This window comes from Fictibacillus nanhaiensis, from assembly GCF_042686385.1.
Lineage (GTDB): Bacteria > Bacillota > Bacilli > Bacillales > Fictibacillaceae > Fictibacillus > Fictibacillus nanhaiensis.
In genome coordinates this window covers 1-22,882 of sequence record NZ_JBHUPF010000001.1, presented here as the reverse complement: position 1 = coordinate 22,882, position 22,882 = coordinate 1, and the positions used below count along the sequence as shown (strand labels likewise).

Genomic DNA, 22,882 nt, shown 5'->3' with positions numbered 1-22,882 from the left:
TCAAATGGGTCGCAGTTTGAAAAAAGGGCCTTTTGTAGATGACCACTTGATGAAAAAGGTCGAGGCACTTAATGAATCTAACGACAAGAAAGTAGTTAAAACTTGGTCTCGTCGTTCTACGATTTTCCCTGACTTCATCGGTCACACAATCGCTGTTTATGATGGTCGTAAACACGTGCCGGTTTATTGCACAGAAGATATGGTCGGTCACAAGTTAGGTGAGTTTGCACCTACTCGTACTTACAAAGGCCATGCAGCTGATGATAAGAAAACAAGACGTTAATTGAGGGGAGGTACACAAAATGGAAGCAAAAGCAATTGCTAAACAAGTGCGTATTGCTCCTCGTAAAGCTCGCATCGTAATCGATTTGATTCGAGGCAAGCAAGTAGGTGAGGCACTTGCGATTCTACGTTTGACGCCTAAAGCAGCTTCTCCTGTAATTGAAAAGGTGCTTAAGTCTGCTATCGCAAACGCAGAACACAACTATGAAATGGAACCGAACAACTTGGTGATTAAGCAAGCGTTCGTTGATGAAGGTATTACTCTTAAGCGTTTCCGTCCTCGTGCGATGGGTCGCGCAAGCCGTATCAACAAACGTACTAGCCACATCACAATCGTTGTTTCTGAAAAGAAGGAGGGTTAAGACGTGGGTCAAAAAGTAAATCCAATAGGTCTACGTATTGGCGTCATCCGTGACTGGGATTCAAAATGGTACGCTGAAAAGGATTACGCTAATCTTTTACATGAAGACCTTAAGATCCGTTCTTATATTGAAAAGCGTTTAAAAGACGCTGCTGTATCAGGTGTTGAAATCGAACGTGCAGCTAACCGTGTGAATATCACAATCAAAACTGCTAAACCAGGAATGGTTATCGGTAAAGGTGGATCTGAAGTTGAAGCACTTCGTAAAGCCCTTAACGACATCACTGGTAAAAGAGTTCACGTAAACATCTTTGAAATTAAACAAGCTGACGTTGATGCTAAGCTAGTTGCTGAAAACATCGCTCGTCAACTTGAAAACCGTGTATCTTTCCGTCGTGCTATGAAGCAAGCGATCCAACGTGCAATGCGTATGGGTGCGAAAGGTATCAAAACACAAGTGTCAGGCCGTCTTGGCGGAGCTGATATCGCTCGTGCTGAACATTATAGTGAAGGTACAGTTCCTCTTCACACACTTCGTGCAGACATCGATTACGGTACTGCTGAAGCAGACACAACTTACGGTAAGCTTGGAGTTAAAATCTGGATTTATCGTGGTGAGGTCCTTCCAACAAGAGGAACGAAAAAAGAGGAAGGAGGCAAATAATTATGTTATTGCCAAAACGTGTTAAATATCGTCGTGAACACCGCGGTAAAATGCGTGGGAACGCAAAAGGCGGTACTGAAGTTCATTTCGGAGAATTCGGTTTGCAAGCTCTTGAAGCTAGCTGGATTACTAACCGTCAGATCGAAGCAGCTCGTATTGCGATGACTCGTTATATGAAGCGTGGCGGTAAAGTATGGATCAAAATTTTCCCGTCTAAGCCTTACACTGCAAAGCCTCTAGAAGTCCGAATGGGATCTGGTAAAGGTGCTCCTGAAGGATGGGTAGCTGTAGTTAAGCCAGGAAAAGTTATGTTTGAAATCGCAGGTGTCTCTGAAGAAGTGGCACGCGAAGCGTTGCGTCTTGCAGCACACAAACTTCCTGTAAAATGTAAGTTTGTTAAACGCGAAGAAGTGGGTGGTGACACAAATGAAGGCTAATGATATTCGTAACCTGACCACTGCAGAAGTTGAACAAAAAGCAAAAGCACTTAAAGAAGAGCTTTTTAACCTTCGTTTCCAACTAGCGACAGGTCAACTTGAAAACCCGGCCCGCATTCGTGAAGTTCGTAAAGCAATTGCCCGTGCAAAAACGGTTTTACGTGAAAGAGAGCTTGGGATTACTAACGGTTAAATCTTGAGAGGAGGTTCGCACAATGAGTGAACGTAACCAGCGCAAGGTGTACACTGGTCGTGTTGTTTCTGACAAGATGGACAAAACGATTACAGTGCTTGTAGAAACTTACAAGACTCACACTTTATATAACAAGCGCGTTAAATACTCTAAAAAGTTAAAAGCGCATGATGAAAACAACACTGCTAAAATTGGCGATATCGTAAAGGTTATGGAAACGCGTCCGCTTTCTAAAGACAAGCGATTCCGTCTAGTTGAAGTAGTACAAGAAGCAGTAATTATTTAATAAATTGTTCGGATTATACTCATATCCGAAAGGAGGTCCATTCGCATGATTCAACAAGAATCCCGTTTAAGAGTAGCTGATAACTCCGGTGCGAAAGAGTTACTTTGCATTAAAGTTCTTGGTGGTTCTGGTCGTAAGTACGCTAACGTTGGTGACATTATCGTTTGTTCGGTTAAGTCCGCAACACCAGGTGGCGTTGTTAAGAAAGGTGACGTTGTTAAAGCGGTAGTGGTACGTTCTAAGCGTGGTATGCGCCGTAACGACGGATCTTACATCCGCTTTGATGAGAACGCGGCTGTAATCGTTAAGGATGATAAAGGTCCTCGAGGAACTCGTATCTTCGGACCAGTAGCACGTGAACTTCGTGACAAGCAATTTATGAAAATCGTATCTCTTGCTCCAGAAGTTCTTTAATATATTTACTAGCAAGGCGTTTATTGTCTTGTAAGGAGGTGCAACATCACAATGCCATTGCATGTGAAAAAAGGCGATAAAGTACAAGTTATTTCCGGCAAGGATAAAGGTAAACAAGGTGTGATCCTTGAAGCTTATCCGAAGCTAAACAGAGTGCTTGTTGAAGGCGTGAACGTTGTTAAGAAACACGCAAAACCTTCTCAAGCTAATCCACAAGGTGGAATCCTTAGCCAAGAAGCACCAATTCATGCTTCTAACGTAATGCCTCTTGACCCTAAAACTGGTGCTCCTACTCGTGTAGGCTACAATGTAGTTGATGGGAAAAAAGTTCGTGTGGCCAAAAAATCTGGTGAAACCCTAGATAAATAAGTCTCAGAGTGAAAGGAGGACACATAATGAACCGTCTACAAGAGCGATATAAAGCAGAGATCTTACCATCTCTAATGGAAAAGTTTAATTACACTTCAGTAATGCAAGCACCAAAGATCGAAAAAATCGTTATCAACATGGGTGTTGGTGAAGCAGTATCCAACTCTAAAGTGTTAGATACAGCAGTAGAGGAACTTACAGCAATCGCTGGTCAAAAGCCTGTGATCACGCGTGCTAAGAAATCTATCGCTGGATTCAAACTTCGTGAAGGTATGCCGATCGGATCAAAAGTTACACTTCGCGGAGAGCGCATGTATGACTTCCTTGATAAGTTAATCAGCGTTTCCCTTCCACGTGTACGTGACTTCCGCGGGGTTTCCAAGAAGTCTTTCGACGGCCGCGGTAACTACACGCTTGGAGTTAAAGAGCAATTGATCTTCCCAGAGATCGACTATGATAAAGTAAACAAAGTTCGCGGAATGGACATCGTTATCGTAACGACTGCGAACACTGACGAAGAAGCACGTGAGCTTCTTACACAAGTCGGAATGCCGTTCCAAAAATAACCTTTAGCCAAAGGAGGTTTACCCGTGGCAAAGAAATCCATGATTGCTAAGCAACAACGCAAGCAAAAGTTCGGAGTGCAAGAATATACGCGCTGTGAACGTTGCGGGCGTCCTCATTCAGTAATCCGCAAGTTCAAACTGTGCCGTATTTGTTTCAGAGAACTTGCTTACAAAGGTCAAATTCCTGGCGTTAAAAAAGCCAGCTGGTAATACCCTGAAAAAAGGGAAGGAGGTAACTAGTAATGGTTATGACAGATCCAATTGCAGATATGCTTACTCGTATCCGCAACGCAAACACTGTTCGTCACGATAAATTGGAGCTTCCTGCTTCTAATATGAAAAAAGAAATCGCAGAAATCCTAAAGCGTGAAGGTTTTGTTCGCGATGTGGAATATGTAGAGGATAGCAAACAAGGAATGATTCGCATCTTCCTTAAGTACGGTTCTAACAATGAGCGTGTAATCTCAGGTCTTAAGCGTATCTCTAAGCCTGGTCTACGTGTTTATGCAAAATCAACTGATCTTCCACGTGTACTTGGAGGACTTGGTATTGCGATCGTATCTACTTCTAAAGGCATTATGACTGATAAAGAAGCTCGCCAATCACAAATGGGTGGCGAAGTACTAGCGTACGTTTGGTAATAAATAGCGAATGGAGGTGTCAACATGTCTCGCGTAGGTAACAAACCGATTGAAGTTCCAGGTGGCGTTACGATCGATGTTGCAACTGACAACACGGTTTCTGTAAAAGGCCCTAAAGGTGAACTTTCTCGCAAATTCAATGCTGACATTAAGATTAATGTTCAAGATAACGAAATTACTGTGGAACGCCCGAGCGACCACAAAGAGCACCGTGCATTGCATGGTACAACTCGTAGCGTACTAAACAACATGGTTATCGGTGTAACTAACGGTTATGAAAGAGCTCTAGAAATTATCGGGGTTGGATATCGTGCTTCCAAAGCTGGTAACAAGCTTGTACTTAACGTAGGTTACTCTCATCCTGTTGAAATCGTTCCTGAGCAAGGAATCGACATCGAAGTACCTTCTAACACGAAGGTAATCGTTAAGGGTATTGACAAGCAACGTGTTGGTGAAGTTGCTGCAAACATCCGTTCAGTTCGTTCACCTGAGCCTTACAAAGGTAAAGGTATTCGTTACGAAGGTGAATTCGTTCGCCGTAAAGAAGGTAAAACTGGTAAATAAAGCCGTTAGGTAGCGGAAAGGAGTGCAAAGGATGATCACGAAAGCAGATAAGAATGTCGCTCGTAAGAAAAGACATGCTCGTGTTCGCCGCGTTGTAAGCGGAACAGCACAACGTCCTCGTTTGAACGTATTCCGTTCTACAAAGCACATCTATGCTCAATTGATCGATGATCAAGCAGGTGTAACAATTGTATCTGCATCTTCCCTTGATAAAGGTGTAAGTGTAGAAAACGGTGGAAACGTAGATGCTGCTAAAGCGATTGGTCAAGAAATCGCTAAGCGCGCAGTTGAAAAAGGAATCAAATCGGTAGTATTTGACCGAGGCGGATATTTATATCACGGACGTATTAAAGCATTAGCAGACGCAGCTCGTGAAGCTGGGTTAGAATTTTAATCGAAGGAGGGAACCTGATGCGTATCGACCCTAACAAACTTGAACTTGAAGAACGCGTCGTTACCGTTAACCGTGTAGCTAAGGTAGTAAAAGGTGGACGTCGTTTCCGCTTTGCTGCAGTAGTTGTAGTTGGTGACAAAAACGGTCACGTTGGATTCGGTACTGGTAAAGCCCAAGAGGTACCAGAAGCGATCCGTAAGGCGATTGAAGATGCTAAGAAGAACTTAGTAACTGTACCGATCGTAAAAACAACAATTCCTCACCAAGTAATTGGACGCTTTGGAGCAGGTAACGTACTTCTTAAGCCTGCATCTGAAGGTACTGGGGTAATTGCTGGTGGACCTGTACGTGCAGTATTGGAGCTTGCTGGTGTAGGTGACATCCTTTCTAAGTCACTTGGATCTAACAACCCAATCAACATGGTTCGTGCAACTATCGAAGGTTTGAAAAATTTAAAGCGTGCTGAAGACGTTGCGAAACTTCGCGGTAAATCAGTACAAGAGCTTTTAGGTTAAGGAGGGAACTTTAGATGGCTAAGAAATTAGAAATCACCCTCACTCGTAGTGTTATCGGCCGTCCTGAAAACCAACGTATCGTTGTTAAGACACTTGGTTTGCGCAAAATGCACCAGACGGTTGTACACGAAGATAACGCGGCTATCCGCGGTATGGTTAACAAGGTGTCTCACCTTTTAACAGTGAAAGAATTAGAAGCTTAATAAGATAAATAAATCATGAGGAGGTGCTCAGATGAAACTTCATGAGTTGAAGCCATCAGAAGGATCCCGTAAAGTTCGCAACCGTGTAGGTCGCGGTATCGGATCAGGCAATGGTAAAACAAGTGGTCGTGGTCATAAAGGTCAAAACTCTCGTTCAGGCGGTGGTGTTAGACCTGGATTCGAAGGTGGACAAAATCCACTAGCACGTCGTTTACCGAAACGCGGATTCACAAACCCTACTCGTAAAGAGTATGCAGTTGTAAATCTTGAGAAGCTAGTTCGTTTTGAAGAGGGCACAGTAGTTACTCCTGAACTTCTTATCGAAACAGGAGTAGTTAGCAGTCTTAAAAACGGAATCAAAGTTCTAGGAAATGGCAAGTTAGAAGCTAAGCTTACAGTTAAGGCGCACAAATTCTCTGTTTCTGCTAAAGAAGCAATTGAAGCAGCGGGCGGAACTACTGAGGTGATCTAATGTTCCAGACAATCTCCAACATTATGCGTGTGGGTGATCTGAGAAACAAGATATTGTTTACACTTGCTATGCTGGTAGTGTTCCGTCTAGGAACATTTATCCCAGTACCAGGCGTAAATCGCGATGTACTGAAATTCAGTACAGGCGACAGTGCTAACATTTTTGGTTTTTTGAATACGTTTGGCGGTGGAGCTTTACAGAACTTCTCCATTTTCGCTATGGGTATCATGCCGTATATTACAGCATCGATCATCGTGCAGCTTCTGCAGATGGACGTTGTTCCTAAATTTACGGAGTGGAGTAAGCAAGGTGAAGTTGGGCGTAAGAAGTTAGCTCAATTCACTCGTTATGGAACTATTGTTCTTGGTTTTATCCAGGCAATCGGTATGTCTATCGGTTTTAACAATCTTTTCCCAGGACTTATTCAAAACCCTAGTATGTCTACGTATCTTTTTATCGCGTTAGTTTTAACTGCAGGTACTGCATTCTTAATGTGGTTAGGTGAGCAGATTACCCTTAAGGGGATTGGAAACGGAATTTCAGTTCTGATTTTTGCGGGGATTGCCGCAGCTATTCCTACAGCAGTTAACCAGCTTTTCACAACGCAATTTGAAGGTGGTAACGATCAGTTATTCATGCATATTGTAACGATCGTACTGCTTGCTCTTGCGATTGTACTCATTATTATGGGTGTTATCTTTATTCAACAAGGTGTTCGGAAAATCCCGATTCAGTATGCAAAGCGAGTCGTTGGAACAAAGCCTGTTGGCGGCCAGTCCACTCATCTTCCGATTAAAGTTAATGCAGCAGGTGTTATCCCGGTTATCTTCGCGATTTCCTTGATCATCACGCCAAGAACTGTTGCTGGCTTCTTCGGACAGAATGATGTTACGACTTGGATTATCAACACGTTTGACTACACGAAACCAGTCGGAATGATTATATATGCGCTCCTTATTATTGGATTCTCGTATTTCTATACGTTCATCCAAGTAAATCCGGAGCAAATGGCGGAAAACTTAAAGAAGCAGGGTGGATACATTCCTGGCATTCGTCCAGGAGCTAACACTCAAACTTATATAACAAGAATTCTGTATCGATTAACATTTGTTGGATCTCTATTCCTGGCTGCAATTGCAGTCCTGCCAGTTGTCTTTACAGCAATTCCAGGTTTGAACCTTCCGCCAGCCATTCAAATTGGTGGAACAAGCTTGCTGATTGTTGTAGGTGTGGCACTAGACACCATGAAGCAAATTGAGAGTCAGCTGATCAAGCGACACTACAAAGGCTTCATAAAATAAGAGCACGGGAAGATTCATCTTCCCATATGCTCTTAAAAAAAGACGATTGTGATTTATGGAGGGATTAGATGTATCTAGTCTTAATGGGATTGCCCGGAGCAGGTAAGGGTACTCAAGCAGAAAGAATTGTTGAGAAATACGGAATACCTCATATCTCTACTGGAGATATGTTCCGAGCAGCAATTAAAGAGGAGACTCCTCTTGGACTTGAGGCAAAATCGTACATGGATGCGGGTAACCTCGTTCCTGACGAAGTTACAATCGGTATCGTACGTGACCGACTTTCTAAAAAAGACTGCGAAAAAGGATTTTTACTTGATGGATTCCCTCGGACAGTTGCCCAAGCGGAAGCATTAGAAGAAATCACAACAGAGCTTGGAAGAACGATTGATTATGTGTTAAACATTTCAGTAGATTCTGATCAGCTTATGCAGCGATTAACAGGTCGTCGGATTTGCCAAACATGCGGAAGCACGTATCATGTAATATTCAACCCGCCAAAGGTTGAAGGAGTATGTGATAAAGACGGCGGTACGCTTATCCAACGTCAAGATGATAATGAAGAGACCGTTCGAAACCGTTTAAATGTAAACATGAAGCAGGCTAAACCACTGCTTGATTTTTATGGTGAAAAAGGTTACCTGAAAAACATGAATGGTGATCAGGATATCGACAAAGTCTTTCAAGACATTGACCAACTTATTGGGGGATTGGCGAAATGATAATCTGCAAAACACCGCGAGAGATTGAAATCATGCGGGAGGCAGGTCGCATTGTTGCCTTAACTCATCAAGAGTTAAAAAAACACATTAAGCCTGGCATAACTACTAAGGAACTGGATAAAATTGCTGATACGTTTATCCGCAGCCAAGGTGCAATTCCTTCATTTAAAAACTATAATGGTTTTAGTGGAAGCATCTGTGCTTCTGTAAATGAAGAACTTGTGCACGGAATTCCAGGTAAACGCGTACTCAACCATGGCGACATTATCTCTATAGATATTGGGGCGAAGTACAAAGGATACCACGGTGACTCCGCTTGGACGTATGGAGTTGGCGAGATTTCAGATGAAGCTCAAAAACTTCTGGATGTAACCGAAGAGTCTTTATATAAAGGACTTGAAAAAGCAAAAGCCGGTGCCCGGTTAACTGACATTTCTCATGAGATACAAAAGTATGCTGAGAGTGAAGGGTTTTCTGTTGTTCGCGAATACGTCGGACACGGAATAGGCCAGGACTTACATGAGGACCCGCAAATTCCTCATTATGGACCGCCTGGTAAAGGGCCGGTGCTGAAAAAGGGCATGGTTCTAGCAATAGAGCCTATGATTAATGCGGGAACTCGCTATGTTCGAACATTATCCGATAACTGGACGGTTGTCACAACGGATGGCAAATGGTGTGCTCACTTTGAACACACGGTTGTCATTACGGAAGAAGGCTTTGAAATCTTAACAAAGATCTAAGTGAAGGTGATGAGATGGTAAGCGAATCTGATTCGGTACCGAACATAGGTCAACTGGTTCGGATACTAAAAGGAAGAGACGCAGATCGGTTAGGTGTGATTGTCGGTATTCTCGATGGGCGTTTCGTCCTTGTAGCAGATGGTGACAAAAGAAAGTTTGATCGAGCCAAACGCAAGAACCTAAACCACTTAGAACTGCTGGATTTTACTTCTCCGGAAGTTGTTAAAAGCATTCTTGAAACAGGTCGTGTAACCAATGGCAAATTGCGTTATGCAGTAGCGAAGTTTTCCGACGAGAAAGTCATTGCTCTGAAGAAGGGAGATCAAGTCGATGGCTAAAGATGATGTTATTGAGGTCGAAGGTACAGTAATTGAGCCTCTTCCGAACGCCATGTTTCGTGTTGAACTAGAAAACGGACACAAAGTTCTAGCGCACGTTTCTGGAAAGATTCGTATGCACTACATTCGAATTCTTCCAGGGGATAAAGTAACCGTAGAATTGTCTCCGTATGACTTATCACGTGGTCGTATAACGTATCGTTTTAAATAATCAATGTACTCCGTGACATAAGGAGGTTATAAAAAATGAAGGTAAGACCATCAGTCAAGCCAATATGTGAAAAATGTAAAGTGATTCGCCGCAGAGGCACTGTAATGGTGATCTGTGAAAATCCGAAACATAAACAAAAACAAGGTTAATATACAGGAGGTGCAAAAATTATGGCACGTGTTGCAGGTGTAGATATTCCTCGTGATAAGCGAGTAGTAATCTCTTTAACATACATCTTCGGTATCGGTAAAACAAAAGCACAGCAAATTCTTGCTGCAGCTGGAGTTTCTGAAGATACACGCGTTCGTGATCTTACTGAAGATGAATTAAATAAAATCCGCGAAGTCATCGATGGACACAAAGTGGAAGGTGACCTTCGTCGTGAAGTATCACTAAACATCAAGCGTCTAATCGAGATCGGAGCATATCGTGGTGTTCGTCATCGTCGTGGATTACCAGTACGTGGTCAAAACACGAAGAACAACTCCCGTACTCGTAAAGGACCTCGTCGTACAGTAGCGAATAAGAAAAAGTAAGTAAAGGAGGTAAACTCTAAATGGCAAAAGCACGTAAGACTAATACACGTAAACGTCGTGTCAAAAAGAATGTTGAAGTCGGCGTAGCACATATCCGTTCTACATTCAACAACACGATCATTACGATCACTGACACGCACGGGAACGCAATCTCTTGGGCGACTGCTGGTCACCTAGGATTTAAAGGTTCTCGTAAGTCTACTCCGTTCGCAGCACAAATGGCAGCTGAAACAGCTGGTAAAACTGCAATGGAACATGGTATGAAAACGTTGGAAGTATCCGTTAAAGGACCTGGTGCTGGACGTGAAGCAGCAATCCGTGCCCTTCAAGCGGTAGGCTTAGAAGTAACAGCTATTCGTGACGTTACTCCTGTACCTCACAACGGTTGCCGCCCGCCAAAACGCCGTCGCGTGTAACAATATACACGGTATATATTTCTATAACTTGTCTATAATGGTTATAGTGAAAGTTTTGGTAAATGATAAGTCGGAATGCCTATGGGGAATTTCGGCTGGAAACCTCCAGCCGAGATTCGACGTTTGAAGGAGGGTTCAGTTGAATGATCGAAATCGAAAAGCCAAGAATTGAGACGGTTGAAATCAGCGACGATGCCACATACGGAAAGTTTGTTGTTGAACCACTTGAACGTGGATACGGGACTACACTAGGCAACTCCTTGCGTCGTATCTTGTTGTCCTCACTACCTGGTGCAGCAGTTACATCTATTCAGATCAATGGCGTATTGCATGAGTTCTCTACAGTTGAAGGTGTAGTTGAAGATGTTACAACCATCATCTTAAACTTAAAGAAACTTGCAATGAAGATTTACTCTGATGAAGAGAAGACACTTGAAATCGATGTACAAGGTGACGGTGTTGTAACAGCTGGCGACATTACGCATGACAGCGATGTTGAAGTCCTTAACCCGGATCTTCATATCGCAACACTAGCAAAAGGAGCTCATTTCCAAATGAAGCTTCATGCAAAACGTGGTCGTGGTTATGTACAGGCAGAAGGCAATAAACGCGAAGACCTGCCGATCGGAGTAATTCCTGTTGATTCCATTTACACGCCAATTTCGCGTGTGAACTATCAAGTGGAAAACACTCGTGTAGGACAAGTAACAAACTATGATAAGCTAACGCTTGATGTATGGACAGATGGGAGCATTCGTCCAGAGGAAGCAGTTTCTCTTGGTGCGAAGATCATTAGCGAACATTTAAACATTTTTGTTGGCTTAACAGATCAAGCTCAGAACGCTGAGATTATGGTAGAAAAAGAAGAAGACCAAAAAGAAAAAGTACTTGAGATGACGATCGAAGAACTTGATCTTTCTGTTCGTTCTTATAACTGCCTAAAGCGTGCTGGCATTAATACAGTTCAAGAACTTGCGAATAAGTCTGAAGAAGACATGATGAAAGTACGCAACCTTGGAAAGAAATCTCTTGAAGAAGTTCAAGAGAAACTTGAAGAGCTGGGTCTTTCATTACGCGCTGACGATTAATTCGTAATACGCGCTTTTTCAAGACGAGAGAGAAACGCGCAGAGGAGGGAATACAAGCATGGGATACCAAAAGTTAGGTCGTGTATCTGCGGTTCGTAAAGCAATGCTTCGTGATTTAGCTACTGATTTAATCATCAACGAGCGTATTGAAACTACAGAAGCACGTGCAAAAGAAGTTCGTAAATTTGCTGAGAAAATGATTACGCTTGGTAAGCGTGGAGACCTTCATGCTCGCCGTCAAGCTGCATCGTTCCTTCGTAACGAAGTAGCAGACGCTGAGTCTGGACAAAGATCTCTACAAAAGCTTTTCAGTGATCTTGCACCTCGCTATGCAGAGCGTAACGGTGGTTACACTCGCATCGCAAAAATCGGCCCTCGCCGTGGTGATGGTGCACCAATGGTTATCATTGAATTAGTTTAATAAAACGTATGAAAGGGCGGGATCAAGTCTTCAATGACAATCTTGCCCTTTTTTATTTTTATTGAAAAATCTAGTAGTATTTGTGAGAGTTGATTTGCGCTCCAGGTGCTCGCTTTCCGCGGGGCAGGCGGTGAGCCCCTTGCCGCTTTGCGCCTTAAGGGTCTCACCTGTCAAGTTGCAGTGGCTAGCCCCTCGAGGTCAAAAGGTAAATAGCTCAGAAGGCAGAGTGCGCCTTCAAACCCATTTACCTTTTGCTAGTCGGGGCTGAACGAGCCACTTCCACTCTTCGGACTGACCGCTTGTCCTAGCCGAGAGTCTCACACCATGCGCTCCAATCAACTTTTCAATGAAGGGGCAAACAATTCCAAAGAAAAAACCTTTAGAAAAGTTATTGAAAGTTCGCCGCCCATCATTGTTGAAAATAATTTATATAAACTACTACGAGCAGAGAGCAGCTTAGAATGAGCAGCAGTTAAGAGGAGGATGTCACATGGAAAACATCATTACCGTTAAAGATGTGACCTTTAATTATCCGGGAGAAGAGACACCTACACTTAAAGGTGTAACGCTAGACGTGCATAAAGGGGAATGGCTTTCAATCGTGGGCCATAACGGCTCTGGGAAGTCCACATTGGCAAAAATGCTCAACGGACTGTTGTTGCCTAGTGAAGGTGCTGTATATGTCTCACAGTACACGACAGGCCGTCCTGACGACATTTGGGAAGTAAGAAGACTTGTAGGGATGGTCTTTCAAAATCCTGATAATCAGTTCGTAGGCACAAGCGTACAAGATGATATTGCGTTTGGGCTTGAAAATTTCGGCGTACCGCGTGAAGAGATGGTTAAGCGTATCAATGAAAGTGTAGCAAGAGTGGGAATGGAAGCTTTCTTAAACCAGGAACCTCATCAGTTATCCGGTGGTCAGAAGCAAAGAGTCGCGATTGCTGGAATATTGGCGCAGAAACCTTCTGTTATCGTTTTGGATGAGGCGACATCGATGCTTGATCCGATCGGTAGAATTGAAGTGATCGATACCGTGCGCGAACTGAATAAAAAAGAAGGCATCACTGTCATTTCCATCACTCATGATTTAGAGGAAGCGCTAAGTGCAGACAGAGTTGTCGTCATGAAAATGGGAGAGAAGGCAGCTGAGGGGATACCTGAAGACATTTTTCAGCAGCGTGAACTGTTGAAATCGGCCGGTCTGGATTTACCGTTTTCACTAAAGTTAAGTGAGGCTCTTCGCCAACAAGGTGTGGAGCTTGATAAAAGCTATTTAACGCAGGAAGAGCTGGTGAATGCATTATGGAAATTAGCATAAACCGTTTAGAGCATCGATATATGGAGGGAACTCCGTTCGAGAGACGGGCCCTGCACGATATTAACCTCGACATCGCGGATGGTACATTCCTTGCGTTGATCGGGCACACTGGCTCTGGAAAGTCTACGCTTATCCAACATCTTAACGGATTGTTAAAGCCTTCAGCGGGCTCGATAAAGATGGGCAGTACTGAACTCAAAGCTGGCGGTAAGAAGCAAGATTTGAAATCCCTTCGAAAAAAGGCAGGAATTGTTTTTCAGTATCCTGAACATCAGCTTTTTGAAGAAACGGTAGAAAAAGATATTATGTTTGGGCCGCGGAATTTTGGTATGTCAGAAGAGAGCGCGAAGCTAACAGCTGCTAAAGTGATCGAGATGGTAGGACTACCAGAAAGTGTTCTAACGAAGTCTCCTTTTGACTTAAGCGGCGGCCAGATGCGCCGTGTGGCGATTGCAGGTGTCCTTGCTATGAATCCCGAAGTGCTGATCTTGGACGAGCCTACAGCAGGTCTAGATCCAGCTGGGCGTGTAGAGATCATGGAATTGTTCTATTCTCTGCATGAGAGAAACAACCTTACTACGATACTTGTTACTCACAGTATGGAGGATGCGTCGAGATACGCAGATGAGATCGCTGTGATGCATAAAGGTGAACTGTATCTCCATGGTAAGCCGACGGATATCTTTAATGAGCGAGAAGCACTAAAGAAAGCGGGATTAGATGTACCAGAGACCGTTCAATTTTTACAAAAGTGGAACGAGAAGTCTGGTCTTCATCTTGCTTTAACGAAATTTACAGTAGAAGAGCTGGCTAAACAAGTTAGTCAGAGTCTGAAGAAGAGGGGGAACTAGTATGCTGCAGAATGTAATCATCGGGCAGTATTATCCAGCTTCCTCTCCACTTCATCGAATGGATTCACGTTCGAAGCTTATTGCTGCCTTCTTCTATTTGTTTATCGTCTTTCTGGCGAACAACTGGGTGACTTACGGAGTACTGATCGCTTTTACAGTCGTAACGATCAGTCTGTCAAAAGTTCCATTCCGTTTTTTATATAAAGGATTAAAGCCGATTCTTTTGCTCGTCGTGTTTACGATGCTTTTGCATATCTTCTTAACAAAAGAAGGGGATCTGCTCTATAAAGCAGGCTTTCTTGAAATTTACGAAGGCGGAGTGATTCAAGGGATATTCATCGCACTAAGACTTTTGCTTCTTGTTATGATGACGTCACTTTTGACCTTAACCACAACACCGATCGACATTACAGATGGATTAGAACACTTGTTAGGTCCATTAAAAAAGTGGAAACTGCCTGTTCATGAATTCGCGTTAATGATGTCGATCTCACTCCGGTTTATTCCAACGCTTTTACAAGAGACGGAAAAGATCATGAAAGCGCAGATGGCACGTGGAGCTGATTTCACGAGCGGACCGATCAAAGAACGAGCAAAGGCTTTTGTACCGCTCTTGGTACCGTTATTTGTTTCATCGTTCAAGCGGGCTGAAGAACTCGCTCTAGCGATGGAGGCAAGAGGATATCGTGGTGGTGAAGGCAGAACTCGACTTCGTGCGCTAGCGTGGCATCAGCGTGATACGTTTGCTCTGCTGCTATTAGCCTTGCTGACCCTTTCGCTATTCTTATTACGCAATTAAAAGGAGATTGAACATGGCTCGTATGAAAGTAACCGTAGCTTATGACGGTACTGAGTTTGCTGGATACCAAATACAGCCTAGCGGCAGAACGGTTCAAGGGACGATACAGGCCGTCCTGCAAAAGATGCACAAAGGGGAACCTGTAGGGATCTTTGCCTCAGGGCGCACGGATGCAGGGGTTCATGCCATCGGTCAAGTGTTTCATTTTGATACACATATGGAGATTCCATCAGAAGCTTGGGGGAAAGCATTGAATGCGATGCTCCCGAATGATATTCTGATTAAAGACGTCGAGATGGTAAGCGATGCGTTTCATTCTCGTTTCTCTGCAACAGGTAAAGAGTATCACTATAAAATTTTAAGAAGTAATCAACCAGATGTGTTCCAAAGAAATCATATGTTCCATTTTCCTTACTCCTTAAACGTAGAGGATATGAAACAAGCTGCATCGTTATTTTTAGGTACACATGACTTTACCTCTTTTTCATCTGCAAAGTCGGAAGTGGAAGATAAAATTCGTACGATCTTTGCTTTAGATGTTTTAGAAGAAGGGAACGTCTTAACGCTAAAGGTAAGAGGTAGTGGATTCTTATATAACATGGTTCGGATTCTGGTTGGTACCCTATTAGAAGTTGGACAAGGGAAACTCAAACCGGAAGAGATTTCTGCGATTATAAAAGGCAAGGACCGTGCGCTAGCTGGAAAAACAGCTCCGGCAAACGGACTCTATCTCTTTCGTGTAGATTATGCAGATAAAACGGAATAATATTTAGGATACGCTTGACATCGTTGTTTATATATTATAAGATATTATTTGGTATTTCTACAGATATCGTCCACATGCCCCGTGTAGATATCTCGGGAAATGTTCACATGAATATAATGAATTTGATTGAAGATACAGGAGGGAAAACACATGCGTACGACTTTCATGGCGAAAGCTTCTGAAGTAGAACGTAAATGGTTTGTGATCGACGCTGAAGGCAAAACACTTGGACGTCTATCCAGTGAAGTTGCATCTATCCTTCGCGGTAAGCATAAGCCTATTTATACACCACACGTTGACACTGGTGATCACGTAATCATCATCAACGCTGAGAAGATTGAATTAACAGGTAAGAAATTAACAGACAAAATTTACTACCGCCACACTGGTCACCCAGGTGGACTGCGTACGAGAACTGCATTAGAAATGCGTACAACTCGTCCAGTTCAAATGCTTGAGCTAGCAATCAAAGGTATGCTTCCAAAGAACAGCCTTGGTCGCCAAATGTTCAAAAAGCTTCACGTTTACGCTGGAGCTGAGCACAACAACCAAGCACAAAAACCTGAAAACTACGAGTTACGCGGATAAAAAGGAGGGTATTTACGTGGCACAAGTACAATATTATGGCACTGGACGTCGTAAGCACTCCGTAGCGCGTGTACGATTAGTTCCTGGTGAAGGCCGTATCGTAATCAACGGACGTGACATTGACGAATTTTTCGGATTAGAAACTTTAAAGCTTATCGTTAAGCAACCACTTAACACAACTGAAACAACTGACAAGTATGACGTATTAGTTACTGTTCATGGCGGTGGATACACTGGACAAGCAGGAGCTATCCGTCACGGTATCTCTCGTGCGCTTCTAGAAGCAGATCCTGAGTACCGCGGTTCTCTTAAAGCAGCTGGATTCCTTACTCGTGACGCTCGTATGAAAGAGCGTAAGAAGTATGGACTTAAAGGCGCTCGTCGTGCACCTCAGTTCTCAAAACGTTAATTTCTATTACGTTTATCAAAACCCTGTTCTCTTTTCGAGAGCGGGGTTTTTTGTTTGTAATGAATCGCGTCTGATTAGGAAAGATTGGGTCTAATTCCGGAACTATTAAGCCTGATCGAGGAAAATTGAGTCTTAATCCAAATAATTAAGTCTAAATTAAAAATAATTAAGTCGAAATCAGAAAAATTAAGTCTAACGGCTGATCCAATTTGGTTCTACATATATCCCCGCCACAAGCAGTAAGGTTATTCCCATCTTTTATGAAGTGTCGTGTAGACATCTCTGGAGAAAATAATGATATGGAAAACACAACACGATGAAAGGGGAGGTAATCATGGCAATCGTTTTAAACAACTTTAAAGAAAAGCAGCGCTTCAAAAAAGAAACGTTCGAGCGAAAGGTACTTCGGGACTTATCCTTGGCAACTATAAAAAAAGAATTTCAGCGTTTGTTTCAACCATTTTTTCAATACTCGCTTCTTTATCAGAACGATATTGAGGATGCGTGCATCGACATGGCGATCGATTCTTATCTTTTAGGAGCAGGTTATAGCCGGTTTGCGTATCACGGGGAAACGTTGGAAAAGATTAAAGAACGGGCATATGCTAAACAAAAGGCAATCGCAGACGGTCTTTTTGAATATTGGCAGTTCTGGTGCTGGGGAACAGAGATGATGATGGAATCTCTTCATCTTTGCTGTGAGGCATTCGTTCATATCTGGTGGATGGAAGGCTATAAAAACGGTGAAAAACGCTACCGCATGAAGCTACAATAATCAGTTATAAATTTCTTCTTGTCCCATATACATAATGTTATATGGCTTGTATAGGGGGACGAAACATGAAGAAGTGGGTGAAGGGAGCCGCATTTGCACTTGGATGCGCAGTCCTTATCTTTATTTTCACCTATCATTTTTTAGATGATGATTCGTGGCGATCGTGGAACATGCCACTCTCTGGGAAGATTATCGTTCTCGACCCAGGTCATGGGGGAGCTGACGGTGGTGCGGTTGGTGATGGAGAAGTTCTTGAAAAGGAAATCGCGTTAAACATTTCCGTTCTGCTTCGAGATTATTTACAAGAAGCGGGAGCACTCGTTATCATGACACGAGAGACGGACACTGATCTCGCAAACGAGGGAACAAAAAAATTACGTCATCGCAAGTATGAAGATTTAAAAGAACGAAAACGAATTATTAACGAAAATCATGCGGACTTATTCATTTCGATTCATCTCAATTCTTTGCCTTCATCCCGGTGGAGAGGCGCTCAAGTCTTTTATCATCCTGGAAAAGAAGACGGCGAAGCGGTATCTAAATTTATTCAAGATGAAATCAAGAGAAATTTAAACAATACGAACCGATTCGCAAAATCCATAGAAGGTCTATACTTGCTTCGAACGGCCGAAGTACCTGGAGCGCTAGTCGAAGTCGGCTTCTTATCCAATCCATCAGAACGTGAGCTGTTAAAAACAGAGTCGTACCAGAAAAGTATAGCGGCATCGATCTACCAAGGGATGCTGCGCTTTTATACAAATGAAACCCCACCAGCATCTCCTCTTGATTAGAGGGGGTGTTTTTTATTGCGTTTTAGCTGCTCGCTTTCGGGGCGGAAAACCTGGAGTGGACAGTAAAAATACCGAAGTGGACAGTAAAAGTGTAAAAGTGGACAGTAAAATTCGAAAAGTGGACAGTAAAATTCGAAAAGTGGACAGTATTTTCATAAAAGTCTACAGTTAGTGCTCATACCTACCGTAGCGGGCCTCCTCGCTTGAGCAAAATTACACATCTAAAAAACCGCTTACATGATTGTCGGTGGGGGTTGTGATATACTGAAAAGGAATTTTACAGGTAAAGGATGTGTCTATGTGCTTACAGAAGAAAAAGTCATCGAGCTGTTAGGTCCTATTCAAGACCCTTATTTACATAAAAGCATGGTCGACTCTGGAAGTATCCGTGAGTTGAAGATCAAAGAAGGATATGTGGGGCTGAAGATCGGCTTAGCACATACAGGAACACCGGAACAAATGCAGCTGCAGCAGCAGATCGTTCAAGTGTTGAAAAACGCAGGAGTGGAATCTGTCGGACTTCGTTTTGAGAAAAGAGACGACATTACGGCTGTGAACCCTAGTGAAGCGGGAGCGCAGAGTGCACCAACGACTCTTCTTTCCGAAAACAGCAAGACACAATTTATCGCGATCGCTAGTGGTAAAGGCGGAGTTGGAAAATCAACGGTATCTGTCAACTTAGCTGTTGCTCTTGCAAGGCTTGGAAAAAAGGTCGGATTGATCGATGCTGATATTTACGGATTTAGTGTCCCAGATATGATGGGAATTACTGAGCGTCCGAAAGTAAAAGGCGATCGCATCTTTCCTGTTGAACGTTTTGATGTAAAAGTCATATCCATGGCATTTTTCGTTGAAGATAACGCACCTGTTATCTGGCGCGGGCCGATGCTCGGGAAGATGCTTATGAATTTTTTTAGCGAAGTAGAATGGGGAGATCTAGATTATGTTCTTCTAGACTTACCACCAGGTACAGGTGACGTGGCTTTGGATGTTCACAAGATGCTTCCGAAGTGTAAAGAAGTAATCGTAACAACACCTCATGCTACAGCAGCTTTCGTAGCAGCACGTGCAGGAACGATGGCAATCAAGACCAACCATGAAGTTCTTGGTATCGTAGAGAACATGTCCTACTTCCAAAGCGGGTCTACAGGTGAGAAGGAATACGTATTCGGTAAAGACGGCGGAAAACGTTTAGCGGAAGAGTTGAATGTGCCGTTGCTCGGCCAAATACCGCTTGGTCAACCTGAGATAAAAGAAGATGATTTTGCGCCGAGTGTGTATGAACAAACACATCCGATCGGTGAACATTATATTCAGATGGCAAAGAAAATCATTGATAAAACAAACTAAAGAAAAAAGCCTTCCGAGTGTCGGGAGGCTTTTATTGTGGGCTCGTTGAATCTTGTTGTTGTTGTCCACCGCCGGATGAAGCTTCTTTTCCTTTTTTAGAAATGGATTGATCAATTTCTTCATGAGCCACTTTCTTTAACATTTCTTGAATCTGTGCTTGTACGATTGGACTCTCGAACGTTTCAAGCATCACTTTTTTCATTTCTTTTCTAACAGGCTGTGTATCCACAAGAGATAATAACTTCTCTGCAATTTGTGGATTTTGCATGATTTTCATCACTTCTGCTTGATACTGTGGGTCTTTCATAAGATCCTTCATCAACTTCTCGTGTTCTTTTCGCATACTTTTTGCAAAAGCTACTGAGAACTTCGGATCTTTAAAAAGGGTCTGCCAAAACTTCTGACCTTTTTCAGAAAGAAGCTGCTTTTCAATCGTCTGTTTGATGACTTCTTGATCAATAAGTATGTCTTGTTGAATTTCTTTATCAGATAACACTTCTTTGATGGCTTTCTTTCCTTCATCTGTCTTCAATAGATCGACAAGCATCTTTTTTGTTGCTTCGTAATCGACCTGAGAACTGCCTTGGGCTTCTTGAGCACAGCCCGAAAGAGCAGCAAGAGAGATACAAAAGAGAAAAATGTATATTTTTTTCAAAGTAATTCCTCCTCCTTTCAAGTTGAGCTCGATACTAATAGGATTGATTTTTAGCACGTATTTATACTGGTTATTTAAAGGAAAACTGGCAATTTAAAAAAGACATTGGTACAATCGTTACGGAGCATGTTAGAGGGGGAAAACAAGCGTGAAAATTAGAAGTTGGATCTTTTTATTTTTTACCACATTGTTAATTGGGATTGTTAGTGCAATCACAGTTGGTCTTATATTAAAGTTTCCGGAAGACAGCAGTGCTTTAGAAGTTCTTCTATATATTTTTGGATTGATCGGTTTCGGTGCGTTGTTCAGTGTATTTAGTCAGATGGGCTTTTTTGCATATTTAACCGTTCATCGCTTTGGACTTGGTATCTTTAAAAGTCATCGTCTTTGGAATGGTGTACAACTTGTATTGATTGCAGTCGTTCTGTTCGATCTGTTCTATTTACGATATACATCCTTTCACAAAGAAGGCGACAGCCTCATTAACTACATTCTTATTCCGTTAGCGATTTTAATCTACGGATTGATCATTGCATATGTAAAAGTAAAACAAACATCGAATGTAGCATTCATACCAACGCTTTTCTTTATCACAGTCGTCACCATTTTAGAGTGGGTGCCGGTGTTAAAAGAAAACAATACTCTTTCGCTTTGGATGGGCTTTGTTCCGATCATGCTTTGTAATACGTATCAAATTTTAATGCTGCACCGACTTTTGCAGTCTAACCAATCTAAATCGTCTAAACAAACAAAGCCCACTGCCTTATAGGCAGGGGCTTTTTTATATCAGTTAACCTCTTTACTGTTAGCTTCCGTGTTCGCGATCATCTCACTTACACTTACAAATTTAAATCCATCGTCACGTAGTTTATCGATAATCGTAGGAAGTGCTTTGTGCGTTTGCTTAACAGAATCAGATGCATGGAGTAAGATAATGTCGCCAGCTTTCGTCTTATCGGTAGCTGTCGTCACAATACGATCTACGCCAGGATTTTTCCAATCTTTCGTATCGATGCTCCAATGAACGACCGTATGGTTGAGATCCTCAGAGATGTTCAGGACACGCTCATCAAAATTCCCATTAGGCGGACGGATAAGAGAAGTCATTTTTCCAGATACCTTTTTAATCTTTTCCTGAGCTAAAAGAATATCTCTTTTGATCTGTTTGTCTTCCCAATCGGTATAACTTTTGTATTGATACCCAAGACTTGCTACTTCATGACCATCTTTTACAATTCGTTCAACGATCTCAGGGTGTCGTTCAGCCCAAGCGGCGGATATGAAAAAAGTGCAATTTTTGACGCCTTTGTCCTTTAAGACATCCAAGATTGGTGTAACACGCTTATCGCCCCAGCTGATATCAAACGTAAGAGAGACTTTGTTTCCTTGGTCTTCTCCCTTATAAATTGCTCGTGGTCCATCTTTAGATGAAAATACAGATAATTGCTGCTGCCCTACAAAAGCAAGTGAAGCAGCAAAGAAAGCAGCAAATACAACAACCATGTATTGTTTTACTTTCTTGCCGTTAATAACAAAGAAAAATTTCATAATATCATCTACCCCCTGTCCATCTTCCTTACAAAATATCTATGATAAAAGGGACAAGATATACCGAAAATTTAGACATTCGTAAAAAATAATAACTCCTACTTTTCATGGCCATAATGGTAAAAGAAAAAAACTTAGCGGGGTGTCGTCCATTGTCTTTGGTAGGAGTGCTATTGAATCACCAAGAACTTCATGAATTTGAGTATGTGTTAAAAAAGGAGATGGAGGAACTAAGGTTTGATCTAGAAGATCAAAAGATAGATGCTATCGTTAAATCCGTTTTAGAAGAGAGATATCAGATCATTTACCGTTTATTCTGTAGGTTCGCTAAGCCTTCAGATTGCAGAAGGTATTTGAGGCGAAAACAAAGAAATTAACTTTTTTTCAAAAAACTATTGACCATATTATCTAGAAGATGGTATATTACTTCTTGTCGCTTTTACAGCGGCTCAAACAAACGAAATAAACAAAATAAGAATCACTAAAAAAAGCGGTTGACATCAACTAGGCAACGGTGGTATCTTATAAAAGTCGCCAAAACGAGCGACACACGNTTGATCCTGGCTCAGGATGAACGCTGGCGGCGTGCCTAATACATGCAAGTCGAGCGAATGATGAGGAGCTTGCTCCTCTGATTTAGCGGCGGACGGGTGAGTAACACGTGGGTAATCTGCCTGTAAGACGGGGATAACTCCGGGAAACCGGGGCTAATACCGGATAATAAGAGAAGAAGCATTTCTTCTTTTTGAAAGTTGGTTTCGGCTAACACTTACAGATGAGCCCGCGGCGCATTAGCTAGTTGGTGAGGTAACGGCTCACCAAGGCGACGATGCGTAGCCGACCTGAGAGGGTGATCGGCCACACTGGGACTGAGACACGGCCCAGACTCCTA

39 protein-coding genes and 1 rRNA gene are annotated in these 22,882 nt (G+C 42.6%); 38 read left to right on the top strand and 2 right to left on the bottom strand.

Annotated elements, in window-relative coordinates:
- Positions 1 to 4 precede the first annotated feature (4 nt).
- The 35 genes from rpsS to ACFS5O_RS00030 all read left to right on the top strand — a co-directional run bounded on the left by rpsS (position 5) and on the right by ACFS5O_RS00030 (position 19,787).
- Positions 5 to 283 (top strand): 30S ribosomal protein S19, encoded by a 279-nt coding sequence (gene rpsS / locus ACFS5O_RS00200; protein WP_066237951.1) that lies wholly within the window; start codon positions 5 to 7, stop codon positions 281 to 283.
- Positions 284 to 302: 19 nt separating this feature from the next.
- Entirely contained in the window at positions 303 to 644 is a 342-nt protein-coding gene (gene rplV / locus ACFS5O_RS00195) for a 50S ribosomal protein L22 (RefSeq protein WP_066237948.1), read from the top strand.
- A gap of 3 nt (positions 645 to 647) precedes the next feature.
- Positions 648 to 1,307 carry a 30S ribosomal protein S3 gene (gene rpsC, locus ACFS5O_RS00190; RefSeq protein WP_066237945.1) on the top strand — a complete coding sequence of 220 codons (660 nt, stop codon included), beginning with the start codon at positions 648 to 650 and terminating at the stop codon, positions 1,305 to 1,307.
- A gap of 2 nt (positions 1,308 to 1,309) precedes the next feature.
- Complete coding sequence (gene rplP / locus ACFS5O_RS00185) at positions 1,310 to 1,744, top strand: 50S ribosomal protein L16 (RefSeq protein ID WP_066237943.1); 435 nt, start codon at positions 1,310 to 1,312, stop codon at positions 1,742 to 1,744.
- Positions 1,734 to 1,937 (top strand): 50S ribosomal protein L29, encoded by a 204-nt coding sequence (gene rpmC / locus ACFS5O_RS00180; RefSeq protein ID WP_066237940.1) that lies wholly within the window; start codon positions 1,734 to 1,736, stop codon positions 1,935 to 1,937. The genes rplP and rpmC overlap by 11 nt, the downstream gene beginning before the upstream one ends.
- 22 nt (positions 1,938 to 1,959) lie before the next feature.
- The gene (gene rpsQ, locus ACFS5O_RS00175; RefSeq protein ID WP_066390676.1) at positions 1,960 to 2,223 is read left to right on the top strand and encodes a 30S ribosomal protein S17; all 264 of its coding nucleotides are present in this window, start codon (positions 1,960 to 1,962) and stop codon (positions 2,221 to 2,223) included.
- A 45-nt stretch (positions 2,224 to 2,268) separates the two neighbouring features.
- Positions 2,269 to 2,637, top strand: coding sequence for a 50S ribosomal protein L14 (rplN, locus tag ACFS5O_RS00170; protein ID WP_066237936.1), 369 nt, complete (start codon positions 2,269 to 2,271; stop codon positions 2,635 to 2,637).
- 57 nt (positions 2,638 to 2,694) lie between these two features.
- A complete protein-coding gene (rplX, locus tag ACFS5O_RS00165; protein ID WP_066294477.1) occupies positions 2,695 to 3,006 on the top strand; it encodes a 50S ribosomal protein L24 in 312 nt (103 codons plus the stop codon).
- Between the two features lie 26 nt (positions 3,007 to 3,032).
- Positions 3,033 to 3,572 carry a 50S ribosomal protein L5 gene (gene rplE, locus ACFS5O_RS00160; RefSeq protein WP_066390678.1) on the top strand — a complete coding sequence of 180 codons (540 nt, stop codon included), beginning with the start codon at positions 3,033 to 3,035 and terminating at the stop codon, positions 3,570 to 3,572.
- 24 nt (positions 3,573 to 3,596) lie between these two features.
- On the top strand, positions 3,597 to 3,782 hold the full coding sequence (rpsN, locus tag ACFS5O_RS00155) for a 30S ribosomal protein S14 (protein ID WP_066390681.1): 186 nt from the start codon (positions 3,597 to 3,599) through the stop codon (positions 3,780 to 3,782).
- A 32-nt stretch (positions 3,783 to 3,814) separates the two neighbouring features.
- The gene (gene rpsH / locus ACFS5O_RS00150; protein WP_066390683.1) at positions 3,815 to 4,213 is read left to right on the top strand and encodes a 30S ribosomal protein S8; all 399 of its coding nucleotides are present in this window, start codon (positions 3,815 to 3,817) and stop codon (positions 4,211 to 4,213) included.
- A 24-nt stretch (positions 4,214 to 4,237) separates the two neighbouring features.
- Positions 4,238 to 4,777: a 50S ribosomal protein L6 gene (gene rplF / locus ACFS5O_RS00145; RefSeq protein ID WP_066390685.1), complete on the top strand. Its 540-nt coding sequence runs from the start codon at positions 4,238 to 4,240 to the stop codon at positions 4,775 to 4,777.
- 31 nt (positions 4,778 to 4,808) lie between these two features.
- Positions 4,809 to 5,171 (top strand): 50S ribosomal protein L18, encoded by a 363-nt coding sequence (gene rplR, locus ACFS5O_RS00140; protein ID WP_066237916.1) that lies wholly within the window; start codon positions 4,809 to 4,811, stop codon positions 5,169 to 5,171.
- 14 nt (positions 5,172 to 5,185) lie between these two features.
- Positions 5,186 to 5,686 (top strand): 30S ribosomal protein S5, encoded by a 501-nt coding sequence (gene rpsE / locus ACFS5O_RS00135; RefSeq protein ID WP_066237913.1) that lies wholly within the window; start codon positions 5,186 to 5,188, stop codon positions 5,684 to 5,686.
- 14 nt (positions 5,687 to 5,700) lie between these two features.
- A complete protein-coding gene (gene rpmD / locus ACFS5O_RS00130) occupies positions 5,701 to 5,889 on the top strand; it encodes a 50S ribosomal protein L30 (protein ID WP_066237910.1) in 189 nt (62 codons plus the stop codon).
- 31 nt (positions 5,890 to 5,920) lie between these two features.
- Positions 5,921 to 6,361 (top strand): 50S ribosomal protein L15, encoded by a 441-nt coding sequence (gene rplO, locus ACFS5O_RS00125; RefSeq protein WP_066390689.1) that lies wholly within the window; start codon positions 5,921 to 5,923, stop codon positions 6,359 to 6,361.
- Entirely contained in the window at positions 6,361 to 7,662 is a 1,302-nt protein-coding gene (gene secY, locus ACFS5O_RS00120) for a preprotein translocase subunit SecY (RefSeq protein ID WP_066390690.1), read from the top strand. Before rplO ends, secY begins: the two co-directional genes overlap by 1 nt.
- A 68-nt stretch (positions 7,663 to 7,730) precedes the next feature.
- Positions 7,731 to 8,384, top strand: coding sequence for an adenylate kinase (locus ACFS5O_RS00115; protein WP_066390692.1), 654 nt, complete (start codon positions 7,731 to 7,733; stop codon positions 8,382 to 8,384).
- Positions 8,381 to 9,127 (top strand): type I methionyl aminopeptidase, encoded by a 747-nt coding sequence (gene map / locus ACFS5O_RS00110; protein ID WP_066390693.1) that lies wholly within the window; start codon positions 8,381 to 8,383, stop codon positions 9,125 to 9,127. The genes ACFS5O_RS00115 and map overlap by 4 nt, the downstream gene beginning before the upstream one ends.
- A gap of 14 nt (positions 9,128 to 9,141) precedes the next feature.
- A complete protein-coding gene (locus tag ACFS5O_RS00105) occupies positions 9,142 to 9,465 on the top strand; it encodes a KOW domain-containing RNA-binding protein (RefSeq protein WP_066390694.1) in 324 nt (107 codons plus the stop codon).
- On the top strand, positions 9,458 to 9,676 hold the full coding sequence (infA, locus tag ACFS5O_RS00100; protein WP_066237890.1) for a translation initiation factor IF-1: 219 nt from the start codon (positions 9,458 to 9,460) through the stop codon (positions 9,674 to 9,676). Before ACFS5O_RS00105 ends, infA begins: the two co-directional genes overlap by 8 nt.
- A 35-nt stretch (positions 9,677 to 9,711) precedes the next feature.
- Entirely contained in the window at positions 9,712 to 9,825 is a 114-nt protein-coding gene (gene rpmJ, locus ACFS5O_RS00095; protein WP_007203526.1) for a 50S ribosomal protein L36, read from the top strand.
- Between the two features lie 21 nt (positions 9,826 to 9,846).
- A complete protein-coding gene (gene rpsM / locus ACFS5O_RS00090; RefSeq protein ID WP_066237886.1) occupies positions 9,847 to 10,212 on the top strand; it encodes a 30S ribosomal protein S13 in 366 nt (121 codons plus the stop codon).
- A 20-nt stretch (positions 10,213 to 10,232) separates the two neighbouring features.
- Entirely contained in the window at positions 10,233 to 10,628 is a 396-nt protein-coding gene (gene rpsK / locus ACFS5O_RS00085; protein ID WP_066237883.1) for a 30S ribosomal protein S11, read from the top strand.
- Between the two features lie 143 nt (positions 10,629 to 10,771).
- Positions 10,772 to 11,716: a DNA-directed RNA polymerase subunit alpha gene (locus ACFS5O_RS00080; RefSeq protein ID WP_066390697.1), complete on the top strand. Its 945-nt coding sequence runs from the start codon at positions 10,772 to 10,774 to the stop codon at positions 11,714 to 11,716.
- A 58-nt stretch (positions 11,717 to 11,774) separates the two neighbouring features.
- Positions 11,775 to 12,137, top strand: a complete 363-nt coding sequence (gene rplQ / locus ACFS5O_RS00075) for a 50S ribosomal protein L17 (protein ID WP_066237878.1) — start codon at positions 11,775 to 11,777, stop codon at positions 12,135 to 12,137.
- Between the two features lie 490 nt (positions 12,138 to 12,627).
- The gene (locus ACFS5O_RS00070; RefSeq protein ID WP_205724227.1) at positions 12,628 to 13,458 is read left to right on the top strand and encodes an energy-coupling factor ABC transporter ATP-binding protein; all 831 of its coding nucleotides are present in this window, start codon (positions 12,628 to 12,630) and stop codon (positions 13,456 to 13,458) included.
- Positions 13,443 to 14,309 (top strand): energy-coupling factor ABC transporter ATP-binding protein, encoded by an 867-nt coding sequence (locus tag ACFS5O_RS00065; protein ID WP_205724228.1) that lies wholly within the window; start codon positions 13,443 to 13,445, stop codon positions 14,307 to 14,309. The genes ACFS5O_RS00070 and ACFS5O_RS00065 overlap by 16 nt, the downstream gene beginning before the upstream one ends.
- Before the next feature lies 1 nt (position 14,310).
- Positions 14,311 to 15,108: an energy-coupling factor transporter transmembrane component T family protein gene (locus ACFS5O_RS00060; protein ID WP_153236523.1), complete on the top strand. Its 798-nt coding sequence runs from the start codon at positions 14,311 to 14,313 to the stop codon at positions 15,106 to 15,108.
- Between the two features lie 13 nt (positions 15,109 to 15,121).
- Positions 15,122 to 15,874: a tRNA pseudouridine(38-40) synthase TruA gene (truA, locus tag ACFS5O_RS00055; protein ID WP_205724229.1), complete on the top strand. Its 753-nt coding sequence runs from the start codon at positions 15,122 to 15,124 to the stop codon at positions 15,872 to 15,874.
- A gap of 150 nt (positions 15,875 to 16,024) precedes the next feature.
- The gene (rplM, locus tag ACFS5O_RS00050; protein WP_066237860.1) at positions 16,025 to 16,462 is read left to right on the top strand and encodes a 50S ribosomal protein L13; all 438 of its coding nucleotides are present in this window, start codon (positions 16,025 to 16,027) and stop codon (positions 16,460 to 16,462) included.
- A gap of 16 nt (positions 16,463 to 16,478) precedes the next feature.
- Positions 16,479 to 16,871, top strand: coding sequence for a 30S ribosomal protein S9 (rpsI, locus tag ACFS5O_RS00045; RefSeq protein WP_066237857.1), 393 nt, complete (start codon positions 16,479 to 16,481; stop codon positions 16,869 to 16,871).
- Positions 16,872 to 17,205: 334 nt separating this feature from the next.
- Positions 17,206 to 17,646 (top strand): DUF2521 family protein, encoded by a 441-nt coding sequence (locus tag ACFS5O_RS00040; protein ID WP_066390704.1) that lies wholly within the window; start codon positions 17,206 to 17,208, stop codon positions 17,644 to 17,646.
- 65 nt (positions 17,647 to 17,711) lie between these two features.
- A complete protein-coding gene (cwlD, locus tag ACFS5O_RS00035; RefSeq protein WP_205724230.1) occupies positions 17,712 to 18,437 on the top strand; it encodes an N-acetylmuramoyl-L-alanine amidase CwlD in 726 nt (241 codons plus the stop codon).
- A 300-nt stretch (positions 18,438 to 18,737) separates the two neighbouring features.
- The gene (locus tag ACFS5O_RS00030; protein WP_205724231.1) at positions 18,738 to 19,787 is read left to right on the top strand and encodes an Mrp/NBP35 family ATP-binding protein; all 1,050 of its coding nucleotides are present in this window, start codon (positions 18,738 to 18,740) and stop codon (positions 19,785 to 19,787) included.
- Between the two features lie 31 nt (positions 19,788 to 19,818).
- Here ACFS5O_RS00030 and gerD read toward each other — a convergent pair whose 3' ends face one another.
- A complete protein-coding gene (gerD, locus tag ACFS5O_RS00025; protein ID WP_318300054.1) occupies positions 19,819 to 20,442 on the bottom strand; it encodes a spore germination lipoprotein GerD in 624 nt (207 codons plus the stop codon).
- A gap of 148 nt (positions 20,443 to 20,590) precedes the next feature.
- On the opposite strand from gerD, the gene ACFS5O_RS00020 reads away from it, so the two are divergent.
- Positions 20,591 to 21,211 (top strand): KinB-signaling pathway activation protein, encoded by a 621-nt coding sequence (locus ACFS5O_RS00020; RefSeq protein WP_205724232.1) that lies wholly within the window; start codon positions 20,591 to 20,593, stop codon positions 21,209 to 21,211.
- Between the two features lie 17 nt (positions 21,212 to 21,228).
- Here the strand turns inward: ACFS5O_RS00020 and pdaB are convergent, their stop codons facing one another.
- Entirely contained in the window at positions 21,229 to 21,990 is a 762-nt protein-coding gene (gene pdaB, locus ACFS5O_RS00015) for a polysaccharide deacetylase family sporulation protein PdaB (protein WP_205724233.1), read from the bottom strand.
- Between the two features lie 173 nt (positions 21,991 to 22,163).
- Here pdaB and ACFS5O_RS00010 point away from each other — a divergent pair, with 173 nt between their 5' ends.
- A complete protein-coding gene (locus ACFS5O_RS00010; RefSeq protein WP_379838468.1) occupies positions 22,164 to 22,367 on the top strand; it encodes a hypothetical protein in 204 nt (67 codons plus the stop codon).
- A gap of 165 nt (positions 22,368 to 22,532) precedes the next feature.
- Positions 22,533 to 22,882 (top strand): 16S ribosomal RNA (locus ACFS5O_RS00005); the annotation flags it as partial.